At 66.6% G+C, this 20495-nt stretch carries 20 protein-coding genes; 7 read left to right on the top strand and 13 right to left on the bottom strand.

What is annotated here, in order from left to right; translation table 11 throughout:
- Positions 1-80: 80 nt before the first annotated feature.
- Genes ABD301_RS15565 through ABD301_RS15575 form a run of 3 tightly spaced genes read right to left on the bottom strand, consistent with a single transcriptional unit; the run spans position 81 to position 3224 of the window.
- Positions 81-1106, bottom strand: a complete 1026-nt coding sequence (locus tag ABD301_RS15565) for a sensor histidine kinase (protein WP_163572290.1) — start codon at positions 1104-1106, stop codon at positions 81-83.
- Positions 1103-1804 (bottom strand): response regulator transcription factor, encoded by a 702-nt coding sequence (locus tag ABD301_RS15570; protein ID WP_344310957.1) that lies wholly within the window; start codon positions 1802-1804, stop codon positions 1103-1105. The genes ABD301_RS15565 and ABD301_RS15570 overlap by 4 nt, the downstream gene beginning before the upstream one ends.
- Before the next feature lie 4 nt (positions 1805-1808).
- On the bottom strand, positions 1809-3224 hold the full coding sequence (locus ABD301_RS15575) for a hypothetical protein (protein ID WP_344310959.1): 1416 nt from the start codon (positions 3222-3224) through the stop codon (positions 1809-1811).
- A 104-nt stretch (positions 3225-3328) separates the two neighbouring features.
- On the opposite strand from ABD301_RS15575, the gene ABD301_RS15580 reads away from it, so the two are divergent.
- From ABD301_RS15580 to ABD301_RS15590, 3 genes are read left to right on the top strand one after another with little or no spacing between them, the layout of a single operon-like run.
- A complete protein-coding gene (locus ABD301_RS15580; protein WP_344310961.1) occupies positions 3329-3982 on the top strand; it encodes a glycosyltransferase family 2 protein in 654 nt (217 codons plus the stop codon).
- The gene (locus tag ABD301_RS15585; RefSeq protein ID WP_163572292.1) at positions 3979-4638 is read left to right on the top strand and encodes a TIGR04282 family arsenosugar biosynthesis glycosyltransferase; all 660 of its coding nucleotides are present in this window, start codon (positions 3979-3981) and stop codon (positions 4636-4638) included. Before ABD301_RS15580 ends, ABD301_RS15585 begins: the two co-directional genes overlap by 4 nt.
- Positions 4635-5318 (top strand): class I SAM-dependent DNA methyltransferase, encoded by a 684-nt coding sequence (locus tag ABD301_RS15590; protein ID WP_344310964.1) that lies wholly within the window; start codon positions 4635-4637, stop codon positions 5316-5318. The genes ABD301_RS15585 and ABD301_RS15590 overlap by 4 nt, the downstream gene beginning before the upstream one ends.
- 78 nt (positions 5319-5396) lie before the next feature.
- Here ABD301_RS15590 and ABD301_RS15595 read toward each other — a convergent pair whose 3' ends face one another.
- The 10 genes from ABD301_RS15595 to ABD301_RS15640 all read right to left on the bottom strand — a co-directional run bounded on the left by ABD301_RS15595 (position 5397) and on the right by ABD301_RS15640 (position 16097).
- Positions 5397-6017, bottom strand: a complete 621-nt coding sequence (locus ABD301_RS15595) for a hypothetical protein (protein WP_163572293.1) — start codon at positions 6015-6017, stop codon at positions 5397-5399.
- Between the two features lie 17 nt (positions 6018-6034).
- On the bottom strand, positions 6035-8089 hold the full coding sequence (locus ABD301_RS15600) for a hypothetical protein (RefSeq protein ID WP_344310966.1): 2055 nt from the start codon (positions 8087-8089) through the stop codon (positions 6035-6037).
- Complete coding sequence (locus tag ABD301_RS15605) at positions 8086-8913, bottom strand: hypothetical protein (protein ID WP_344310968.1); 828 nt, start codon at positions 8911-8913, stop codon at positions 8086-8088. The genes ABD301_RS15600 and ABD301_RS15605 overlap by 4 nt, the downstream gene beginning before the upstream one ends.
- A 109-nt stretch (positions 8914-9022) precedes the next feature.
- Positions 9023-9793, bottom strand: a complete 771-nt coding sequence (locus ABD301_RS15610) for a Crp/Fnr family transcriptional regulator (RefSeq protein ID WP_344310970.1) — start codon at positions 9791-9793, stop codon at positions 9023-9025.
- A 52-nt stretch (positions 9794-9845) separates the two neighbouring features.
- Positions 9846-10583 (bottom strand): DedA family protein, encoded by a 738-nt coding sequence (locus ABD301_RS15615; RefSeq protein WP_279582354.1) that lies wholly within the window; start codon positions 10581-10583, stop codon positions 9846-9848.
- A gap of 175 nt (positions 10584-10758) precedes the next feature.
- Positions 10759-12516 carry a serine hydrolase domain-containing protein gene (locus tag ABD301_RS15620; protein WP_163572298.1) on the bottom strand — a complete coding sequence of 586 codons (1758 nt, stop codon included), beginning with the start codon at positions 12514-12516 and terminating at the stop codon, positions 10759-10761.
- 31 nt (positions 12517-12547) lie between these two features.
- Positions 12548-13858 (bottom strand): exo-beta-N-acetylmuramidase NamZ family protein, encoded by a 1311-nt coding sequence (locus ABD301_RS15625; protein ID WP_344310975.1) that lies wholly within the window; start codon positions 13856-13858, stop codon positions 12548-12550.
- A 300-nt stretch (positions 13859-14158) separates the two neighbouring features.
- Positions 14159-14830, bottom strand: coding sequence for a hypothetical protein (locus tag ABD301_RS15630; protein ID WP_279582357.1), 672 nt, complete (start codon positions 14828-14830; stop codon positions 14159-14161).
- Positions 14830-15519 (bottom strand): hypothetical protein, encoded by a 690-nt coding sequence (locus ABD301_RS15635; RefSeq protein WP_344310977.1) that lies wholly within the window; start codon positions 15517-15519, stop codon positions 14830-14832. Before ABD301_RS15635 ends, ABD301_RS15630 begins: the two co-directional genes overlap by 1 nt.
- The gene (locus ABD301_RS15640) at positions 15516-16097 is read right to left on the bottom strand and encodes a hypothetical protein (RefSeq protein ID WP_163572302.1); all 582 of its coding nucleotides are present in this window, start codon (positions 16095-16097) and stop codon (positions 15516-15518) included. Before ABD301_RS15640 ends, ABD301_RS15635 begins: the two co-directional genes overlap by 4 nt.
- Positions 16098-16223: 126 nt before the next feature.
- Here ABD301_RS15640 and ABD301_RS15645 point away from each other — a divergent pair, with 126 nt between their 5' ends.
- The 4 genes from ABD301_RS15645 to fbaA all read left to right on the top strand — a co-directional run bounded on the left by ABD301_RS15645 (position 16224) and on the right by fbaA (position 20493).
- Positions 16224-17630, top strand: a complete 1407-nt coding sequence (locus ABD301_RS15645; protein WP_344310979.1) for an FAD-dependent oxidoreductase — start codon at positions 16224-16226, stop codon at positions 17628-17630.
- Positions 17631-17920: 290 nt separating this feature from the next.
- Positions 17921-18544, top strand: coding sequence for a hypothetical protein (locus tag ABD301_RS15650; protein ID WP_344310981.1), 624 nt, complete (start codon positions 17921-17923; stop codon positions 18542-18544).
- A 158-nt stretch (positions 18545-18702) separates the two neighbouring features.
- Positions 18703-19305 carry a hypothetical protein gene (locus ABD301_RS15655; RefSeq protein ID WP_344310983.1) on the top strand — a complete coding sequence of 201 codons (603 nt, stop codon included), beginning with the start codon at positions 18703-18705 and terminating at the stop codon, positions 19303-19305.
- A 162-nt stretch (positions 19306-19467) separates the two neighbouring features.
- Positions 19468-20493, top strand: a complete 1026-nt coding sequence (gene fbaA, locus ABD301_RS15660) for a class II fructose-bisphosphate aldolase (protein WP_344310985.1) — start codon at positions 19468-19470, stop codon at positions 20491-20493.
- The last annotated feature ends 2 nt before the right edge of the window (positions 20494-20495 follow it).

Genomic DNA, 20495 nt, shown 5'->3' on the forward strand with positions numbered 1-20495 from the left:
ACCCGTTCAAAGGGAGGGGGAAAGAAAAACAGACACCTACGACAATTTCGCGCCGCACCTGCCGTTTCCGGCCGGGAAAATCATGCGGCCTGGGTGGAGCTTTCCAGCGGGAGGCGGACTTCGAAGCGGCAGCCGGGGCCGTGGTTGCTGGCTGTGATCCGGCCGGCATGCGCCTCGACCAGGCCACGGGCCACCGCGAGGCCGAGGCCGCCGCCTGCGTCCGCGCCGCCGGGCGTACGGGCGGGGGTGCCTCGGTAGGCCACATCGAAGACCCGGTCGATCTCGTTTTCCGGGATCCCGCCGCAGGCGTCGTCCACCCGCAGCCAGGCCTCCGCGCCTTCGACGCCGGCGGCGACCACGACCGACCCGTCCGGCGGAGTGTGCCGGATCGCATTGGCGAGCAGGTTGCGAAGGACTCGGCCGAGTTCGGCGTCGCTGCCCTGGACCACTGGCCAGTCGGCGTCTTCGGCGGCGGCCAATCGCACGCCCTTGCGGGCCGCGCCGGCGCCCTCGGCGGCCAACGCCTCGGACACCACTTCGCCGAGCGACACCGCGGACAGGGTGAGCTGTAGGGCGCCCGCGGTGATCCGGGACAACTGGAACAGATCGTCGACCATCGCGGACAGCCGCTCGGTCTCGCGCCGGATGTTGCGGTTGTATTCGGCGATCTCGTCCGGCGAGGAAACGACCCCGTCCTCCAACGCCTCCGTCATCGCCCGGATACCGGCGAGCGGTGTTCGCAGGTCATGGCTGATCCAGGCGACCAGCTCGCGGCGGGATGACTCGAGCGTACGTTCGCGGGCTCTCGCCTCGCGCTCCCAGACGCTGTCCGCGGCGATCTGCCGGCCAAGCAGCAGCCCCGCCGGCACCGAGATGGCGGCCACCAGCAAGCACACCACGATGGTGTTTTTCAGTGCGGTGTCGAACATCAGGCCGTTGACCAGCAGCACGCCGGTCAGGGTGGCGAGCACCGGGACCAGCACCAGCACCGCGAGCGCGGTGGCGATCGACTGGCGGCGCATCCGCTGCAACACCAGGCTGCCGATCAGCACCATCGGCAGCGTGCCGACCAGCGCCAGCGGCGCGACGTGCAGGAAGAGGGTCATGAGGTGGTCCCCTGCGGGTCGTACCGGTAGCCGACGCCCCAAACCGTGGACAGCCGCCGCGGATGCACCGGATCGGTCTCGATTTTCTCCCGCAGCCGGCGTACGTGCACCGTCACGGTCGACTGGTCGCCAAAACTCCAGCCCCACACCTGTTCCAGCAGCTCAGGTCGGCGATGGACCTGTCCGGGATGTTTGAGGAAGAAGGCCAGCAAGTCGAACTCGCGGGTCGTCAGCACCAGCTCGCGGCCGGCGAGGACCGCTCGGCGGGCGTCCAGATCGAGGGTGAGGTCGCCGTCGGCGACCGTGCCAGAGGCCTTGTCCGCGTCGGCTGGCACGGCGGTGCGACGCAGCACCGATCCGATCCGTAGCACCAGCTCGCGCGGGCTGAACGGCTTGGTCACGTAGTCGTCGGCGCCAGTTTCCAGCCCCAGCACGCGGTCTTCTTCTTCGCCCAGCGCGGTCAGCATGATGACCGGGATGCTGCTCTTGGCGCGCAGCTGCCGGCAGACCTCCAGGCCATCCAGCCCCGGCAGCATCAAGTCGAGGACGACCAGGTCAGGTGGGTCGGCCTGGATAGCGGCCAAGGCGGCCTCGCCGTCGCCGCGGACCTCCACCCGGTAGCCGGCATGCGTCAGGTAGCGCTCCATCACGTCCCGTACGGTCAGGTCGTCGTCAACGACCAGTACGCGCGCGCCCATCAAGTCACCATCCTGTCGCGAGCAGATGATTGACCGCCAAGGCCAGGCCGGCCTGGGCGGCGAGCCACCAGCGGGTCTTGCGCACCGGGAGTGCCGCGCAGACCGGGACTATCCAGACCGCGAAGGGCAGCCAGATCCGCTCCACCTCAGCTTTGCTCAGCCCGGACAGGTCCGCCAGCACGACGGCCAGGACAGCAGCGCCGGCGAGCACCACCGCCGCCCCCATCCGGTCGTTACAATCGGATTCCGATTGTAACAACGGCGGGGGTTTTAGCTGCGCAAACGTACTGCCGCGTGACAATCGGACACGACGCAGGCCGGCCACTGTGGCCGGGCCGATGACCAGCGCCAGCGCGGCGAAGTTGGCCCACACCCAGTACCAGTACGGCCGCATCGTCGCGATGCCCTGGTAATAGCGGACATGCACCAGCGCGATGCCCTGCCACCAGAGAAAGCCGGTCGCGCTGAAAGCCACCACCACCGCGACCACGCCCAGCCCGGCGATCAGCAGCGGACGGATCCGCCGGGTGATCAGGGCCACCGCGAGGGGCACCACACCGGCGAGAACGAGGCCGTACGACAGGTAAAGCCCGTAGCCGAGCAGCAGCCCGCCGCCGAGCGAGTACACCTCCCGCCACCGGCCGCGACCGACCGCGCCGACCGCGAAAGCGGCCACGCCCCAGGCCACCACGGCCGCGAAAATCGCGTCCGCCGACACGCCCATCCAGATCGCGCCAGGAAACAGCACTCCGAATGGCAGTGCCGTACGAGCGACCTTTTCGGCGCCGAGAGCGCGCAAAGTCACCGCGACGGCAATGCAGGCTGACGCCCCCGCGAAAATGCACAGCAGGCCGGCGATTCCTCCGCCACCGAGGCCGACCCGTTGCAATAGCACGAAAATCAGCGTCACACCGGGCGGGTGGCCGGCCACGTGCTCGGTCCACTGGTGTGGGCCAGCGACGATGCCGTCGGTGAAATGCGCCAGGAAAGCCCCGATGTCACGGATTTTCGGTACGGCACTGAGATATTCCGGCTGCCGCTCCAGGCGGCCCTGAATGCCGTCGCCCCAACCGTCCACCAGCGCAAGGAAAAAGATCCAACCGGCTGCGGTCGCGTACGCGACCCAGAGCAGCCGTTTCCAGCTGAGGCGGGCCGCCCATTCAGGGCCTTTGACCACCACCAGTGCGGCCAGCGCGAGCGCGGGCACAGTGCCCGGGCCGACATGCGGCGCCCACTGCGCCCACAGCGGTGGCCAGCCGGTGTACGGGCCGCGGCCGTTCGGGCCGACCGAAAAGTCGATCAACAACCAGCCGACGCCAGCGGCCACCGCCACGAGAGCGCCGACCGCGCCGACGGCGAGCAGGTCGCGGCGGGTGCCGCGATCCGGGCGCGCGCCAGCGCGGGTGGCAGTCGTCGTCACCCGGCTGACGCTAGTCAGTGAGCCGGCCACTCTCGGCGTTGTCGGGCAGTGCGTCACAAGACCGTAAGAATCGGGCGCCGGATTCGGCCCTAGCCTCAGGTGACATGAGCCCACCCGTGGATGTCATCCTGCCGTGCCTGGACGAGGCGCTCGCGTTGCCGGGTGTGCTGCACGCGCTGCCCGCCGGATATCGGGCGATCGTCGTCGACAACGGTTCGACCGACGGCAGCCCACAGGTGGCGGCGAATTTTGGTGCCACCGTGGTGCATGAGCCCCGCCGCGGCTATGGCGCGGCTGTCCACAGTGGACTCCTCGCGGCCACCGCGGACGTGGTGTGCGTGATCGACGCGGACGGCTCACTGGATCCGGGCAAACTCCCGGATTTGGTGGCCGAACTGAACAGTGGCACCGATCTCGCGGTCGGCCGCCGAGTGCCGACCAGCCGGCGGGCCTGGCCGTGGCATGCCAGGATCGGGAATTCCCTGGTGGCCTATCTGCTGCGCCGCCGGGGCGTACGAGTGACGGACATCGCCCCGATGCGTGCTGTCCGGCGAAAAGCACTCCTTGAATTGGACGTACGGGATCGCGCTTTCGGTTATCCGCTGGAATTGCTGCTGCGGGCCGGTGCGGCTGGCTGGACGATCGTGGAGCAGCCGGTCGACTACCGGCCGCGAACCGCCGGCACGGTTTCCAAGGTTTCCGGCTCTTTCCGGGGAACTTTGCGGGCCACCCGGGATTTCGGCCGGGTGCTGCGATGATCTGCGTTGTCCTCGCGAAAGCGCCGATTCCCGGCCGGGTCAAAACTCGGCTGTGCCCGCCGGCCACAGCGGTGGAAGCGGCCCGGCTCGCGGCCGCCGCACTGGTGGACACGTTGGCGGTCGTACGATCCTGCGCCTTCTTAAGACCGGTGGTCGCGATGGCTGGATCTCTCGACCAAGCCGAGTACGCCGACGAAATTCGCAGCGTACTGGCCGGAATTCCGGTGATTGGCCAACGTGGCCGTACGCTCGGCGAACGCATCGCGGCCGCACACGCCGACGCCTCGACCCTGTTCGCTGGCCTGCCATCTCTCCAGATCGGCATGGACACCCCGCATCTGACAGTCACCGATCTCGAAAAATCCGCCGGCCTGTTGGAAAACGCGGATGCGATGCTGGGCATGGCGACCGATGGCGGCTGGTGGATTCTGGGCCTGCGGCGGCCCGCGAACGCGCAAGCGATCGCCTCGGTGCCAACATCCCGCTCGGACACTGGCGAGCAGACGCTGAAGACTCTGCGGCGGCACCTAAAAGTTGCCATCGGACCCGTACTGTCCGATGTGGACACCATGGCGGACGCGTACGCATCAGCCGCTCTCGCGCCAGACGGCCGATTCGCGGCGGAGCTGGCGTCCGTCCTGGTGACTGACTCATGACCGTCGTCGGCACCGAATTCACCGCCGGCCTCAAGGGCTTTCGCTGTACGCTCCGGCGCACCGACGGCGTCGTCGTACGCCTCCCGGTTCGCCGCTGGCACGCCCCTGCTCGCGGCGCCGACCGCTGGATGCTGACCCGCTGCGCCGGCCCGACCCTGGACCTGGGCTGCGGCCCGGGCCGGCTCGTCACCGCCCTCGCCGAACGCGGCCTGCCGACGCTCGGCGTCGACATCAGCCCGGAAGCCGTGCACCGCACCCTCAGCCGCGGCGGGATGGCCCTGCACCGGGACGCGCTGACCCGGCTGCCGGGGGAAGGCCGGTGGCGGCATGTGTTGTTGGCGGACGGAAACATCGGCATTGGCGGCGACCCGGTTCGGCTCCTCAGCCGGGTCGCCGACCTGTTGGAACCCGGCGGCACCGCGCTCGCGGAACTGTCCAGCAACGGTGGCCTCTGGCGCGGCGGCGCCCGGCTGGAGTCACCCGACTCGGTTAGTCCGTGGTTCCCGTGGGCTCAAGTGGACCTAAGGTCCATCCCCACCATCGCAGCGGCCGCCGGCTTCACCGTACGGTCAGTCCGCCGCGGCCTCCGCGCCTTCGCCGAACTGCAGTTGCCAAGCGATCGGATCAGCCCGCGAGATCGTTTAGTTCCTTGGTCAGATCCGGCCGACCGAAAGTGGTGAAGATCAATCCCAGCTGATTGAGTAGGTGCTGGCGTTCATCGACTCCTAGCCCGTCGAGGAATTTATCGATCACACCAGTCATGGCCGACAACTGGTCGACCGCGCCAGCCGCGGGGGTCCGGCGATCAGCCCGGCCACTCGATCGAAGCCGTCCTCAACCAGCTCCGGCCATACATTCTTTCCCCGTTCCTGGTTCCGGTAGAACCAATATGCGCGGGCCATCGCCGGATCGCGGAGGATCTTGTCTCGAAGAAATCTGACGTGCAGCAGGTCGAACTCCCATTTTCGGCGTACTTCTGCTGCCTTTTCGCGTTGCAGAGCCAGTTCCTGCGCGATGTGCACAGATTGGTCGTTCGTCCATAGGTCAATCTGTACGTGCGAGATCAGCACCGGTAGGTCGACCCGCCGTCGCACCCCCACCAGGGCGGTGTTCATGCAGTCCTGCGCCGCCTCGCTTTCCAGAGGGGTGAATCTGGCGGCGATCTGACACGCGATTTGGCGCACGTAGTCGCGTACACCAGCGAGATTGACCACCGTTGGCATCTGCGCATCCAGGCTTTGCCATTCGGCGATCGCCCGCGCCGCGAACGAGCCGCCTTCCACCGAGCTGCGCAAAGTCATCGACCATTCCTCGCACGAGAGCGGGGGTCGTCCGACCAACCAGTCGAGCACGCTGGCGAGCCGTTCCTTGGCGGACATTCCAACCTCCGTACGAATCATCGGGTGATCAGCGGATCGGCGTGGTGAAGTGATTCCTGCGCTAGGTCCCGGAGCCTTCGGCGGTCTGGCCGAACCTCGTCGGCACTGACCGGCTGCCAGCGAAAGAGCAGCTTCTCCAGGAAAATCAGTCGTCGAACGTCAGCTGGCTCGATGCGAACAGCTCCGCTCAGCACCGCGACTACTCGCTCAGTTCGCGCCGGACTCTCGGAGCAGTCCTCCAGCCAACCATCGATCAGCGCGGGCAACCGAGGCCGCAGACTCGGTTCGTCACAGGCCCGTGCGACCGCTGCGGAAACGCTTTGTTGATGACTGAAATCGGTGATGAAGTCCAGGAAATGCGCGCCAGACGCTGCTCTGATCGCGGTGAGAGCGGGCAGCGCGACCGCACCCTGTTCTTGCGTCCCAGAAGCGAGCCAGGCGACAATTTCAGTCAGGAGTTCCTGGCGTTGAGCGGGACGAGTCCAAGTCGAGACGACGGCGTCGATGACCGCGTCGGCAACCTGTTCACGACTATCTAGACTTAGCGCTCGCAACCGGCGGAGGGCATAGGTCGGGTAATAGTCCATCAGCTGCCCACCGCACACGCTCGCGACTACGGACAACAACGCGGCGCTGGCGCCTTCCCGCGTCCACTGCCCCATGCGTTCCCGGAGCCGCGGGCCGATCCCTGGGCGCAGCGCCGCACTGGCTATCAGGTCGACGCCGGCCTGCCGCATTCCCGTCGCTTTGGCCCAGTCGATCGCGACTGCGGTAACCAGACCGAGATCAGTGTGCTGCTCGGCCACGTCCAAGAGCAGGTGTGCCGTCGAAACCGCGATCCGTTGCCGTGGATAGCCATTAAGGCGGGGAAGCCGTGCGATCCAATGACAAACGTCCCGCCGAAAGGAGGATGAGCGGTCCCGCAACGCGAAGCTGAGTACCGCGGGGGCGTACGCCGGCTTGTCGAAGGCGACACACCCGTCTGACGAGATGGTCGCCTCGATGGCAGTTGCCAGTATGTGTGCTCCCGGACCGGAAAACCCACTGCTGATGGCGCTCTGGTCTCCCAACGCCTGGGCGAGCGCTTCGGCGGCACGCACCACCTGGGGCGCTGGCTCTGCTTCCAACATCGCAGTGGCGAGAAGGAAGAGGCGCGCTTCGGTGGTGTTGGACTCATCGGCGAACCACTTTTCCAGGTTGTCCCGCCAGTTGTGGTAGGCGGCGAGTACGTCGTTCGTGATCTGTTCGTCAGATTTCTCCGACTGCGATGGGCTTTTACGCGCATCGACGATCAACGCGGCCAATCGAGCGACCGCTCGTGGCGGCTTGTCGGCCCACAGCCTGTGCAGAGAGGTGTTCCCCAGCCACGGCCCGGCCGAGATTCCCGCGGCTGACAGTCGGGATGCAAGGACCTGCCTCGAGTCCGGTCGTGGCAGCGTGAACACCAGTTCGGTCGCACCTGCCTGCAGTTCTCGCCAGTGCTCGGCTGTCAGACATAGAACGAGGAAGGACCCGCAGTCTTTGATCGTACGTACATATGACATGAAAGACAGGGACAACTTCTCTATGACCTTCGGATCCGCGGTGTCCAGGCTGAGAAGGTAGCCGGCTCTTGGCTCGGTCGGAAGGGTGTCCTGCAGAATTCGGTTCGGTACGTCGTAAACCACTTTTCGTTCGATTCCGGGGAGCTCCGCGAGTAAACGCATCGCTGAGGTTTCCGCGCCGTTACCTGGATCCGTGACCAGGATCACAGCGCCCGTTTTGTGTAAGTGCCCTTTGGCCCCCTCCAAGGTGTGGTGCTGACCGTTGGCGTCGATGAAGCCGGGGTCGACGTACGTACGCTTGCATTCCTTGAGAAATTCGTCGCTTAGCTTGGTGTGCGGCATCTCCCGATCGGCAATTGGTGTGCCGATGTACATCGTGTACGTGTTCTGACCGCCGAAAACTTTGCCCGCTGCTTGGCCGGCGTTGGCACTTACGTCGATCCGAGCTGTCTCGTCCGCGTCTAGCGCTCCCCATTCGGTATCGGCGATTCCGGGTTCTTCCATGGGAATGTCCGTCGGCTCGGTCACCGGTCTCCCCTCTCCGTGGGCGGACGGCGATACATGGTCATGCCGCCGTGGACCGTTCCCGCCGCTTGTGCGCCATCGTGGGCCGTGATCGTGACGTGGTCGTTCTTTCCCTCCTGCCTTGGTGCGGGCGTGGAAGATTCTTCGGGCGGGGCCGGAAGAACGCCACCACGCAGCAGGTTCGCCGATGGTGCCGGTATGTGCAGCCAGGCGTGTTGGGTGAAGGATTTTCCAGGAACCACGGCCGAAACATCGACGAAATGGTCTGGATGTAGGCCTGCGTAGCCGCCTTCGACGACATCCTCATAGACCCGATCGGACAGGATCGCCACCACGTGGGTGACGGTGTCGCTGCTGGCCGCGAGCATCATCTTGGCGACTTTCGAATCCAGCAGGCGGTGTGCGTCGTTGCGCGGTTTTCCGTTGCCGTCGAAGAAAGGGTTGTCGCCGTTGCCCGGCAGTGGACCGACATTGAGACTGACTCGAAGCCGAAGCAGTGGATCTTGTCGGCGGGCATTGTCATTGCGTTCGGCCAGGATTTCCTGGAGATACCGCAGATACGGATGCACCAGGCGGGGGAGCAACTCGGTGGGCACACCGATGGCGACGCCGTCGCCGGTGCTGTTGAAGAACCTGGGGGTGGCCCAGGCAGCGGCCAACCCGCTGCGACGGGCAGCCTCGGCCACCACCCGAGCGATCTCCGTGCTGAGCGGCTGGTGGTCGCGACTCCGCGCGGCGGTGAACTTTTCCGCGTCCACCACGAGAATGCCTTGGTACGGCGGAAGATCCGCAGGTCGGCTGTACGGGCTGACAGGATCGACGGGCATGGTCGGCTCCGATGAGAGGGGGAGAAGGCGGATATAAGCCTCGCCCCGCCTGCCTACGGCTTCTGCCCACTATTGGGCAGACAAGACCGTGACGGCGGACTCACCATGGTCATGCCCGGTCGGTGGCGATGCGGTGCAGTCGGGGGAGATCTCGGAGCACCACCAGTCGCCGGCCGGTGCGTACGAGTGCCTCGCCGCGCAGGTGTGTCAGCTCCTTCACGATCATGTTGCGGGAGGCGCCGACCGCCTGGGCGAGGTCGTCCTGAGAAACCTCTATCCATACCTCGTCACCTCGGACGGATCCGCAGCTGTTGGTCAGCCGGATCAAGGTGCGGGCGAGCCGGGCACGAACGGGAAGGACAGCCATCTCCGCGCGCAGTTCGTCCGATTCACGCAGCCTTCCCGTGACGTAGCGCATCAGGTCGGGGGCAAGCCGGCATTCCTCCATCGCCCGATGGAATTCGTCAGCGCCGAACCGATGGGCGGTGACGGGTGCGAGAGCGGTGACCGTCGCGGACCGGTCCCGCCCATCGAGCACGGATGTCTCGCCAATGAGATCTCCACCGACACGGACGGCGAGCAGCGTGGTGCGTCCGTCCGGCTCGATCCGGACGACTTTCACCCGGCCGGTCCTCAGTAGGTAGACATGATTACCGGGTTCGCCTTGCTGAAACAGGACCTGGCGGGAGGCGAAGCGGGCGGGTCGGCCTCGAGACACGAGGTCGGACCGTCGGTGCGACGGGACCCGGTCGAGGAAGGTCACCCGGCGCTGATCGCCATCGAGCATCGACGCACCCCCGAAGTTGGTCAAAACACCAACAGTAGTCACCAAATGACGTTTGGTGATAGAGGTGCGTCCACATTCGGTAGCCATGGACATGCGGTACGGGAGGGGCCAGAACGGCTTGGATTGTTGAGAGTGCCGCCCGGAATCAGGCGGAGCGGTCGGCGTGCCGGGGCTCGTGGGTGCTGGCGGTGGCCGCGGCGCGGCGCTGTTCGCGCTTGTTCTTGACCAGTTCGATGGTGACCGGGATGAGCGACAGCAGCACGACACCGCCGATGACCGGCAGCACGAACTTGTCGATCGGGAAGTTGCCGAAGCGCTCGCCGAGGAAGTGGCCGAGCAGGATGATCGAGTCGGTCCAGAGCACCGCGCCGATCAGGTTGTAGACGAAGAAGCGCCTGGCGGACATTTCCAGCACGCCGGCGACCGGATTGAGGAACGTCCGTACGAGCGGGATGAAACGCGCCAGCACCACGGACTTGCCCGGGCCATACTTGTTGAAAACGCCCTCGGCCTTGTCGACGTACTTCTTCTGGAAGATCACCGAATTCGGTTTCTCGAACATCGCCCGGCCGAACTTGGCGCCGAGGAAATGCCCGACCTGGGCGCCGGCGGTGGCGAAGAGCGGGCAGCCGATCAGCAGCAGTGGCAGGCTCAGCTGGGCCCCAGCGACCTTGACGGCGACGCTGGTGGTGCCCACACCGGCCACGAAGAGCAGCGTGTCACCGGGCAGGAAGAAGCCGATCAGCAGGCCGGTTTCGGCAAACAGCACCGCGTATACGCCGAAAAGTCCGAATGGCTCGATATATGACTTCGGGTCAAGCGGATTGAACGACAGGCTCTGCTTCTGGGCGAGAGTGTCGTGGATGTACTCGCGGAGGCTCACCGTTCCCAGGCTACCGGGTGACCCGTCCTATCTGGCCGGCCGGTCTCAGCGCAGATTCAGGTTAGGAGCAATCTTCGACCATCTCTCGACCTCGCCACAAGAGTTCGCGACGGTTTTGGCCGCGATGAGGCATCGCGGCCAAAACCGCAGACGAAGCCGCGGCCAAAATCGAGGGTCAGTGGTCCGTACGAGTGAAGCCGTCCGCCTGCAGCAGCCACGGCTGCCGCTCGGTGTCCACCAGCGTCCGGTGCCCGTCGCTTTCCCTGACGCCGTCGACGTAAACGCCACGGCCTTCCTCAGACGGGTCCGTCACGTACTGCCAGCGCACCAACGCCGGTCCGGAGAGGGTGCTGAGGTCAGCGGTCGCCTTCATCCAGCGACGGCCGGTGAAGCCGGAGATCTGACCGTTTTGGTACGTGGCCGCGCCGATCGCCGGCGAGGTGGCCGAGAAGGGCAGCGCCGTCCAGGTGGTGCCGTTGTCGGTCGACACCGTCAGGCTGAGGATGTCCGAGTCGGCCTCGGTGTCCACGAACAGGTCGAAGCCGAGCTTGCCGGGCTGGGAGACCGGCAGCGTGAGCCCGGAGGTCCGCTTGTCGCCGTAGCCGGCGAACCACTCGTCCGGCCCGTCCGCCGGGTGTACGGGCAACGCCTCCGCGGTGTAGCGGGCGGCGGCCAGCCGGGACGGGTTGGTGCTGCCCCAGTTGCGGCTCGGGTGCACCCGGTTGGTCAGCAGAATCTCGAAGGTGTGCGACAGCGGGTCGATCACGATCGACGTGCCGGTGTAGCCGGTGTGACCAGCCGTTTCCGGGCTCGACAGCGCATCCATGTACCAGCGGTGGTTGAGCTCGAAGCCCAGCCCGTGCTGCGCCTCCGGGTCGGTCAGCGTCGGGTTGTAGTTGGTGAACATCGTGTGCACCGACTGCGGTGAGAGCATGTGGTAGCCGCGGTACGTGCCACCGTTCAGCAGCGTCTGCGACAGGATCGCCAGGTCGTCGACGGTGGAGAACAGGCCGGCGTGGCCGGCCACGCCGCCCAGCGACCACGCGTTCTCGTCGTGCACACTGCCCCACACCATTCCGCGCGGCGGGTTGGCCTGGAACTCGGTGGCGGCGATGCGCGGCTGCAGAGACGCGGGCGGGTTGTACATCGTGTCGTGCATGCCCAGCGGCCCGGTGATCCGCTCGCGAACCAGCTGGTCCAGTTTCTTACCGGTGACCCGCTCGGCCAGCACACCGAGGTTGATCATGCTGAGGTCGGAGTAGAGGTAGCGGGTGCCCGGCGGCGCGGTCAGTTTCGCGCGTACGGCCGCGTCCAGCCGCGACGCCGGGTCCGGATACGCGCTCCACAGCGGCAGCCCGGACGGCAGGCCGGACGTGTGCGTCAGCAGCATCCGTACGGTCACCGCCTGCTTGCCGCCGTCCGCGAACTCCGGCACGTACTGCGCGACCGGGTTCTCCAGTCCGACCTTGCCGCTCTGGATCAGCTGCACGATCAGGATCGACGTGAACAGCTTGGTCATGCTGGCGAGGTCGTAGATGGTGTTCGTACGGGCCGGAATCTGCTGGTCGGCGGGAAGTTCGTTGGTGGCGTCGGCATATTTCACCGCGTCGCCGACGGCCTCCCTGTCCACGATCGTGCCGTCATGGCCGACGATCCAGGTGGCGCCCGGATACATCGGGAAGCCGTTTGCCTGTTTCTGCAGGAAAGCACTAAGCGACGGGCGCAGTTTGTCCAACTCGGAGGCGGTCATCCCGGCCTGCCGTGGGCTGCCGGTGTGCAGGGTGGTCCACGGCGACGCGAAGCCGGAATACGGCTGGTCGAAACCGCGCGCCGACCCGGGCCAGTCCGGGCTCGCCGAGGCCGGCAGGGCACCGCTGAGGGTGGCCGAGACCAGAGTGGTCACGCCAATAGCCAAAGCCGCGAAGCGCTTCATCGCCGACTCCCTTCTGTGTCGATGTGGTTCATTACCGGTGCCCGTACAGCAAGTAGGGCGCGCGCTGGCGGTTGAAAGCGGCGAGCTCGCTCTGCCAGGAGGCGACGATGTCGGCCACCTCCATGCCGCTGTCGAGCTGGGTACGCAGCCGGTCCGAACCGGACAGCAGGTCCAGCCAGTATTGGCTGCCGGTGTGCACCCAGCTGAAGTTCGGATAGCGGCGAGCCTCCACCAGCATCGCCACCGCGGTTTCAATCGCCCGGTAGCGGTGCGGGTCGGTCACGGTCAGCTCGACCCCAGCGCAGGTTTGGTTGACATGGTCCGAAAAAGTCGGGACGAAATACGCTTCGCGAAAGCGTACGCCGGGCAGGTTGCGGGCATTGAGCCGATCGCCGTACTTGTAGTCCAGGTCAGGTGACCCAATAAACTCGAACGGCCGGGTGGTGCCGCGGCCCTCGGAGATGGGTACGGCCTCGAAATAGCAGGTGCCGACGTAAACCTGGGCGGTCTGCGGAGTCGGCATGTTCGGCGACGGCGGCACCCACGGCACCCCGGTCTGGTCCGGCAGCATGTTCGGCTGCCAGCCGGTGCAGCGGATCACCGTCAGGTTCTTTCCCAGCTTTTTTCCGACTTCGGCCTGCAAGAACTCGCCGTCGTAGAACCTGGCCAGCTCGCCGACCGTCATGCCGTGCCGCTGCACGATCGCCTTCAGGCCGACACCGGACGTGAAACCCGGGCGCATCAGCGGGCCGTCCGCCTGGCCGCCGATCGGATTCGGCCGGTCCAGTACGACGAACTTGCGGCCACTCGCGGCCGCCGCTGCCATCGCGTTGTAGAGAGTCCAGATATATGTGTAAAAACGCGCGCCGGCGTCCTGGATGTCGAAAATCACCGTCTCGACCCCGGACTTGTCGAACAGTGCCTGGAATTTCGCGATGTTCGCGCCGTAGGCGTCGTAGACGGTCAGGCCGGTACGCGCGTCCGTACCAGTGCCCTCCGAACCGCCGGCCTGCGCGCTGCCGCGGAATCCGTGCTCCGGACCGAAAACTCCGGTGATGGTGAGGTTCTTGTTGGTGACCATCGAGTCGACGATGTGGCTGTAGTCGGGCAGCACGCCGGTCGGGTTCGAGATGACCCCGAGTTTCTGGCCGGTGAACATCGACCAGTTCGCGGCCGCGGCCACCTCGGCGCCGGTACGCACCCGGCCTGGCCAGTTCGCCGGGCTGATCGGACCGGCGCTGGCCGCCATCGGGAGCGCACTGCCGCCGGCTACCGCGGCAATACCGCCGAGGCCGCCGGCCAGCACGGCCCGGCGGCCGAATCCGGACGGAGTTGTGGGCATCAGAATTCTCCCAGTGGTAGGGAAAGGCCGGCCGTGACCACCAGCGGACAACGCCCAGACCGGTGGCCGGGCAGCACAGAACTCGCGGTGCGCAAGGAGATGCCTCCGGGGGCGAAGGAGGTGATGAGCGGGAGGAAATAAATTCCTCATCTTTCGAGACGATCGAAAGGTACCTACAGCGTTGCCGCTGGTCAATGCGCTGGCCGCGCAGATTTACCTATAATATCCCGAATTGCGGTCGAAGATCCCCGAAGGGGGATATGTAATGATCAGCAGGTATTTGCCGGTTTATTCGGCTGGTCAGCCCGCGTTCGTACGAATGCTGGCCACCATCGCGGACAGCAGCGGCTTCGCGGCCGGAGGCCCCTCGACGACCACCACGTAGTTGTACGGCGAGTCGTCGTATTTCGTGAATCGGGACAGCGCGGAGAAATACGCCGAGGGCGAATTGGTCTCCAGAGTGGCTGTTTGCCGGTCCACCGGCGTAAACCGGCGAACCTCGCCGTACCAGGCCACCTGCCAGTCCACGCTGTAGAGGTTCTGCCGCTCCACCGGGCAGTCGTCTGGGCAGGCCCGCCAGATCAACCGCAGTCGGGCGGTGACCTTGCCGGGGTCGCTGCTGTTGGCGCACTCGTACCCGAGGCCACCCAGGCCCGCGGTGTCGGTCGCGCAGGACCAGCTGGCCGGCAGGATCACGTCGAAAGGCAGCCTGGGCAGCGCGTCCGGGTTGACGCTCGGCTCGCCGGGCAGCGTGGGCGAGCCGGTCGGCGACGGGTTCTGCGCACTCGGCGTCGCTGTCGCGGATGGGCTCGCCGACGCCGCCGGACCCGCGCTGCTGGGCTGCACCGACGGCCCGTCGGGAAGGGCCGAAGTGCTGCTGGCGGGGTGCGCGATGGCGTACCAGCTGATGCCGATGACCAGCGCGGCGACCACCAACGCTGCGGCGACGATGAGGATGCTTCGGCGGCTCATCATGGCCCTGCCTGGGTACGGATGTCGTTCACGATCTGCTGCGTCAACCGGGTGTCGGTGACGGGTCCGTCCACCGCGACCGCGACCTGCATGCGGCCCTGGGTGCCGTTGGAGATGGTGAACAGGCTGGCCCACAGGTGGTAGCGGCCGGTGGCGGTGACCTGCGCATAGCTGGCAGACGCGCCGACAGCGGTCCAGTCGGTGCCGGTCGGCGGCGCCCACAGACCCGGCCAGTTGGCGGTCAGCTGCTGTCGTACGGCGGTGGGGCAGCCGCCCCTGCAGTCGCGGGCCATCACCCGCAGCTGGATCTTGAAGGAGGCGGCGCCGCCATCCACGCAGTCGGACCGGATGCCATAAGTCGCGTCGGTCGTCAGTGGCACGCAGGCCCAGCCCTTGGGCAGCCGGAATGCGAAGGGCAGCCCGAGATCGCCGCGGACGGCGAGGTCCTGCGTCGGGTCAAACATCGGGCCGACCAGCGGCATCGGCTGCTTGGTGGTGCTGAAGCCGGGCGGGCGGGCGGCCCAGCCGACGAACGGCGGCGACGGGCTCGCGGTGGGTTTGGGCACCGCACGTACGACGTTGGAGGGCCGTTGGAGGGCGGAGCGTACGAGCGTGCCGGCGAAGAACGCGACGGTCAGCACCAGGATCCCGACGACGGCCAGGACCGTCCACCGGCTCGCGTGCCTCACCGGCTGACCACGGCGCGATAGAGCACCAGCTGGGCGAGTGCGACCGCGGCCCGGTCGGCGAGGTCCTGCGAGGCGGCGATCGCCTCGTACCGAACCGTCACGATGTCCTTGCCGGCCCGGGCCACCACGATCGACGTGACCGGATCGGTGCCAGCTTTCTTGCCGTGCGTCAGATAGCCCTCGTCGCCCAGTCCGTCGAGCGAGTGATAGGCCGGCGACACGTCGTCCAGGCGCCGCTCGTACGCCAGCGTGGCCGCCGCGTGCGCCTCGGCGTCCTTGCCGCGGTAGCGGTTCACCACGATGCCCAGCTCCGCGTGCGGGATCTGCCGGCCGGCGTCGGCCGCGGTGCTCACGTGGCAGGTGGAACTCGAATACTGCGCGGTCACCGGCTTGTCGCCGGCGGCCATCAGCCCGGGGGACGGCACCAGATCGTCGATGAGCTCGCGGGTCACCACCCGACAGAGGTTGACCGGCAGCGGGATGTCGGCCGCGATCACGGTGGCGCTGACCGGGTTGAGCAGCCAACCGAGCCCGAACATCGCGGCCACCCCGATGCCGGTCACGATGATGGTGCTCACCGGAACGCCGCTGACTCGGATGACTCCTCCCTCTGTTACCACCCGGAGTCTATGGCGGTCGCACCGGCCAGCCGCACGGTGGCTGTCTTTTGGCTTTTCGACGCGGCGCCGGTGAGGATCGCTGCTATGACCGAACGACTGGTGGTGGTTGGCGGCGACGCCGGTGGGATGGCGGCCGCCTCACAGGCCCGCAAGCTGCGCGGACCGCAGGACCTGGAGATCATCGCGCTCGAACGCGGTGAGTTCACGTCGTACTCAGCCTGCGGGATCCCCTACTGGGTCGGTGACCAGGTCACCAACGGCCCGGACTCGCTGGTCGCGCGCGATCCGCGCACGTTCCGGGAGAAGTACGCGGTGGACGTACGGCTGCACCACCGGGTCACCAGCTTCGACCTGTCCGCGGGTCTGCTGGCGATGAGCGACGACGCGACCGGTGCCGAACTGGCGCTGCGGTTCGACCACCTGGTGATCGGTACCGGCGCCGCACCGGTCCGGCCGCCGTGGTTCACCGAGGCCATTGAGGACGAGGTTTCCGGCGTCCACTTCGCCCAAACGCTGCCCCAAGGTGCGGGCCTGCGGGACGAGGTGGCCGGGCTGCCGGGTGGTCGTGCGGTGGTCTGCGGCGGCGGTTACATCGGCGTCGAGATCGCCGACGCGCTGCACCGGCGCGGGCTTCAGGTGACGGTGGTGTCCCGCTCGCCCGAGCTGATGTCCTCGCTGGACGCGGACATCGCGGTGGAGCTGCGTACGGCCATGGAGAAGGTCGGCATCACCGTCCTGACCGGCACTTCCGCCGCCGGCCTGACCAGCGCGGATGGGCACGTCACGGGGGTGATGCTGGCCGACGGGTCCGAACTGCCCGCCGACCTCGTGGTGCTGGGCCTCGGCGTACGTCCGCGCAGCTCACTCGCCGCCGCGTCCGGGCTGGAGCTCGGCCCGTCCGGTGGCATTCGTACGGACGAGCAGTTGCGGGTCCGGCGGGCCGGGCAGGTGCTGCCGAACGTCTATGCGGCCGGCGACTGCACGGAGGTGTGGCACCGGGTGCTGGAGCGGCCCGTCCACCTTCCGCTGGGCACCCACGCCAACAAGCAGTCCCGCGTCGCGGGCATCACCATCGGCGGCGGCCAGGCCACCTTCGCCGGTGCCATCGGCACGGCCATCACCGGTTTCTGGGCGGACGGCGTCGAGGTCGAGGTCGGTCGTACGGGTCTGAGCTGTCGCGAACTGACCGCCGAGGGCCGCCCGTACGTACAAGCCACGATCCACGGCACCGCCGCGTCTGGCTACATGCCAGCCGCCCCGTCCGTCACCTGCCGGCTGGTCGCCGACCCGACCACCGGTGCGATCCTTGGCGGCCAGCTGATCGGCGGCCACGGCGTCGCCAAGCGCATCGACGTCGTCTCCGTCGCAGTCTGGCACCACCTCACCGCCGCCGACCTCGTCGACGCCGACCTCGGCTACTGCCCACCGCTGTCCCCCACCTGGGACCCCATCCAAATAGCCGCCCGCAAACTCCTCACCCAACTCGGCTAACAGTTGCCAGACTCAGGTCATGCGGGGGTGACCAGCGATGCTCGCGAAATCCTCGAAGAAGCGGGTGGGAGCGAGTGATCTCGTGGTGTCGGTCTTCGTGGACAAACTCCGAAAAGGTAAGGGTAGGAAACGAATCGGACGGAAATGCACGTGCAAATGCACGGGCGAGTTTCCTAGAGTTTCCAACAAAATTTTGCCAACCCTTGTCGCTTAAGCTGGTACGATAACCGCTCCCAACGCGTCGCTGGCAGTTGGAGCGGGAGTCTGGGGGAAAGTTACGGGGAGGGCAAGTGGCCACCATCATTGTCCCGGTCGGGTTCTCGAACGGTCCGAGCTGGAATCCGGATCCGGACGTGCAGCTGGGCGCCGAGCCGGACTGCTATGAGATCATTCTGGGCTACGGGACGGTCAGCCTGCAGCGAGAATCCTTCCTGACGTGGGTCTCGGCCTTCGCCGACATCGACGTGCATTCCAAGCTGGAGCTGACCCGGGATCGGCTCATTCAGACCGCCGGGTCGATGGCCGGCGTGCTGGACGCTGCGGCGGCGGTGCAGCGGCTGGTCGACACCGGGCTGCTGGTCGAATTCGATCCGGCTGCGGACTCGATGATCGAGTTTCTTCGGTCACACCGACTTTTCCCGACCGGTGAGGGATTGGGGAACACCAGAGAGTCCCCGGAATACTTCCGGATTGGCCGGGACGGCAACGTGCTTTTTCACGTGTTGAGCGAGGTCTACACGCTCTGGGGCCTTTCTCATAACAACAAGTCGATGTGGGACAGCGTCGGAGAATTTTTCCGTGGGCTTGACCAAGATCCCGTCATCCCGTACGACAGGGCAGGCCTCGGATCAATTTTCGCCGCCGCGATTCCGCTGCTGGTGGCCGGTCGCTGCGCCTATCTGCAACCGCTATGACCGTTCCGGGGGTCGGGTCTAGTGAGCCGACCCGGTCCGGATTCGCCGCCGGAATGCGGAAGGCTTCCGCTGCCCAGAAGAGATTTCAAGGGAGCCGCCCGAAAACCTGGGCGCTGTTGGGTGCCGGCGGGGAGAGTCTAAAGAAAAGCAGCGTTGACGTGATCGCCCGAGCCGCCACGTTGGCGGCGTACAACGAAGCCGTGTATGCCGGTTGGTTGGCGACGCAGACGGTCCACGTGGACCTGGCCACTTTCGCGGTGCCGGCCGCAGCCACCGTGGTGGGCACTTTGCTGACCAAAGGTCCGGAGAATCTTCGGGCTATCGGCAAAGGCAAGGTTGAGCAGGAAAGGACCCGCAATGCCGAAAAGTTGCTCACCGAGCTGACCGAGGCCAGGGACGCCGCCTATCACCTCATCGCGACTCAAGGTCAACAGATCGACCAGCTAACCGGGGCGGTCGCGGAGCTGATCGCCAGCTCCAGCCGGCAACAGCTGGTCATTGACGGGTTGGTCGCCCGAGCTGTCGGGCAGCCGACGAGTCCCGCGGCGGTTAGTCCGCAGCGGTCCGCGGCTCCGCCGGATCCGTATCTGGTCCAGCTGGACCCGGGCATCACGGCGCGTACGTACCGAATCAACGAGCGCGCACGCCAGGCCGCGCAGGAAGCGCGGCGGCGGAATGTCCGGAGCGGCCCGGAACCGCCGGACCAAGGCAACCCACCGCCGCCTCGACCGTCACCCAGGCCGCAGTCGCCCCACCCGTAACGTGCGTAAGCGACCGCGCGTACGCGCGGCGGACCCGGGCGTGAACACCGACGCACCCTGCGCTGCGTCGAGACCCCGGCCGGTAGGGTAAACGCAGGTCGACCTGGCTGCGGCTGGGTGACCCGCGGAACGTATCTGGCTCGATACAGAGGAGCGGTTGGAATGCCTATCGCCACGCCCGAGGTCTACGCCGAGATGTTTGACCGGGCCAAGGACGGATCCTTCGCCTATCCGGCCATCAACGTCACCTCGTCGCAGACGCTGACCGCGGCGATCCGCGGCTTCGCCGAGGCCGAGAGCGACGGCATCGTGCAGGTGTCGACCGGCGGCGCCGAATACCTGTCCGGGTCGACGGTCAAGAACATGGTCGTCGGAGCGCAGGCGCTGGCCGAGTTCGCGCACCACGTGGCCGCGCAGTATTCGGTGAACATCGCGCTGCACACCGACCACTGCCCCAAGGACAAGCTCGACGCGTACGTACGACCGCTGCTCGCGATCTCCGCGGAGCGGGTCAAGAACGGCCAGGAACCGCTCTTCCAGTCGCACATGTGGGATGGCTCGGCGGTGCCGCTGGACGAGAACCTGACGATCGCCAAAGAGCTGCTGGCCCAGGCGGCCGCGGCGAAGATCATCCTGGAGATCGAGGTCGGTGTGGTCGGCGGCGAGGAGGACGGCGTCGCCAACGAGATCAACGAAAAGCTCTACACCACCGTCGAGGATGGCCTGAAAACCGTCGAGGCGCTCGGGACCGGTGAGAACGGCCGCTATATCACCGCCTTGACTTTCGGCAACGTGCACGGAGTTTACAAGCCAGGCAACGTAAAACTGCGGCCGGACATCCTGAAGGAGATCCAGGAAGCGGTGGGCGCCAAGGTGGGCAAGGAAAAGCCGTTCGACCTGGTTTTCCACGGCGGATCCGGTTCGCTGCCGGAAGAGATCGCGGCCGCGGTGAGCTACGGCGTGGTCAAGATGAATGTAGACACCGACACGCAATATGCGTTCACCCGCCCGGTCGTGGACCACATGTTCAAGAATTACGACGGCGTCCTGAAAATCGACGGAGAGGTCGGCAACAAGAAGGCGTACGACCCGCGGGCCTGGGGCAAGGCGGCCGAGGCGGGCCTGGCTGCCCGAGTGGTCGAAGCCTGCCAGAACCTCAGTTCGGCCGGGACTTCGCTGAAAAACTAGTG

Origin of the sequence: Fodinicola feengrottensis (assembly GCF_039530045.1) — a bacterium.
Classification (GTDB): domain Bacteria; phylum Actinomycetota; class Actinomycetes; order Mycobacteriales; family HKI-0501; genus Fodinicola; species Fodinicola feengrottensis.

Coding starts and splice junctions, on each gene's coding strand:
- ABD301_RS15565 (WP_163572290.1), bottom strand. CDS start 1,106: ATGACCCTCTTCCTGCACGTCGCGCCGCTGGCGCTGGTCGGCACGCTG.
- ABD301_RS15570 (WP_344310957.1), bottom strand. CDS start 1,804: ATGGGCGCGCGCGTACTGGTCGTTGACGACGACCTGACCGTACGGGAC.
- ABD301_RS15580 (WP_344310961.1), top strand. CDS start 3,329: ATGAGCCCACCCGTGGATGTCATCCTGCCGTGCCTGGACGAGGCGCTC.
- ABD301_RS15585 (WP_163572292.1), top strand. CDS start 3,979: ATGATCTGCGTTGTCCTCGCGAAAGCGCCGATTCCCGGCCGGGTCAAA.
- ABD301_RS15590 (WP_344310964.1), top strand. CDS start 4,635: ATGACCGTCGTCGGCACCGAATTCACCGCCGGCCTCAAGGGCTTTCGC.
- ABD301_RS15595 (WP_163572293.1), bottom strand. CDS start 6,017: ATGTCCGCCAAGGAACGGCTCGCCAGCGTGCTCGACTGGTTGGTCGGA.
- ABD301_RS15605 (WP_344310968.1), bottom strand. CDS start 8,913: ATGCCCGTCGATCCTGTCAGCCCGTACAGCCGACCTGCGGATCTTCCG.
- ABD301_RS15610 (WP_344310970.1), bottom strand. CDS start 9,793: ATGTCCATGGCTACCGAATGTGGACGCACCTCTATCACCAAACGTCAT.
- ABD301_RS15620 (WP_163572298.1), bottom strand. CDS start 12,516: ATGAAGCGCTTCGCGGCTTTGGCTATTGGCGTGACCACTCTGGTCTCG.
- ABD301_RS15625 (WP_344310975.1), bottom strand. CDS start 13,858: ATGCCCACAACTCCGTCCGGATTCGGCCGCCGGGCCGTGCTGGCCGGC.
- ABD301_RS15630 (WP_279582357.1), bottom strand. CDS start 14,830: ATGAGCCGCCGAAGCATCCTCATCGTCGCCGCAGCGTTGGTGGTCGCC.
- ABD301_RS15645 (WP_344310979.1), top strand. CDS start 16,224: ATGACCGAACGACTGGTGGTGGTTGGCGGCGACGCCGGTGGGATGGCG.
- fbaA (WP_344310985.1), top strand. CDS start 19,468: ATGCCTATCGCCACGCCCGAGGTCTACGCCGAGATGTTTGACCGGGCC.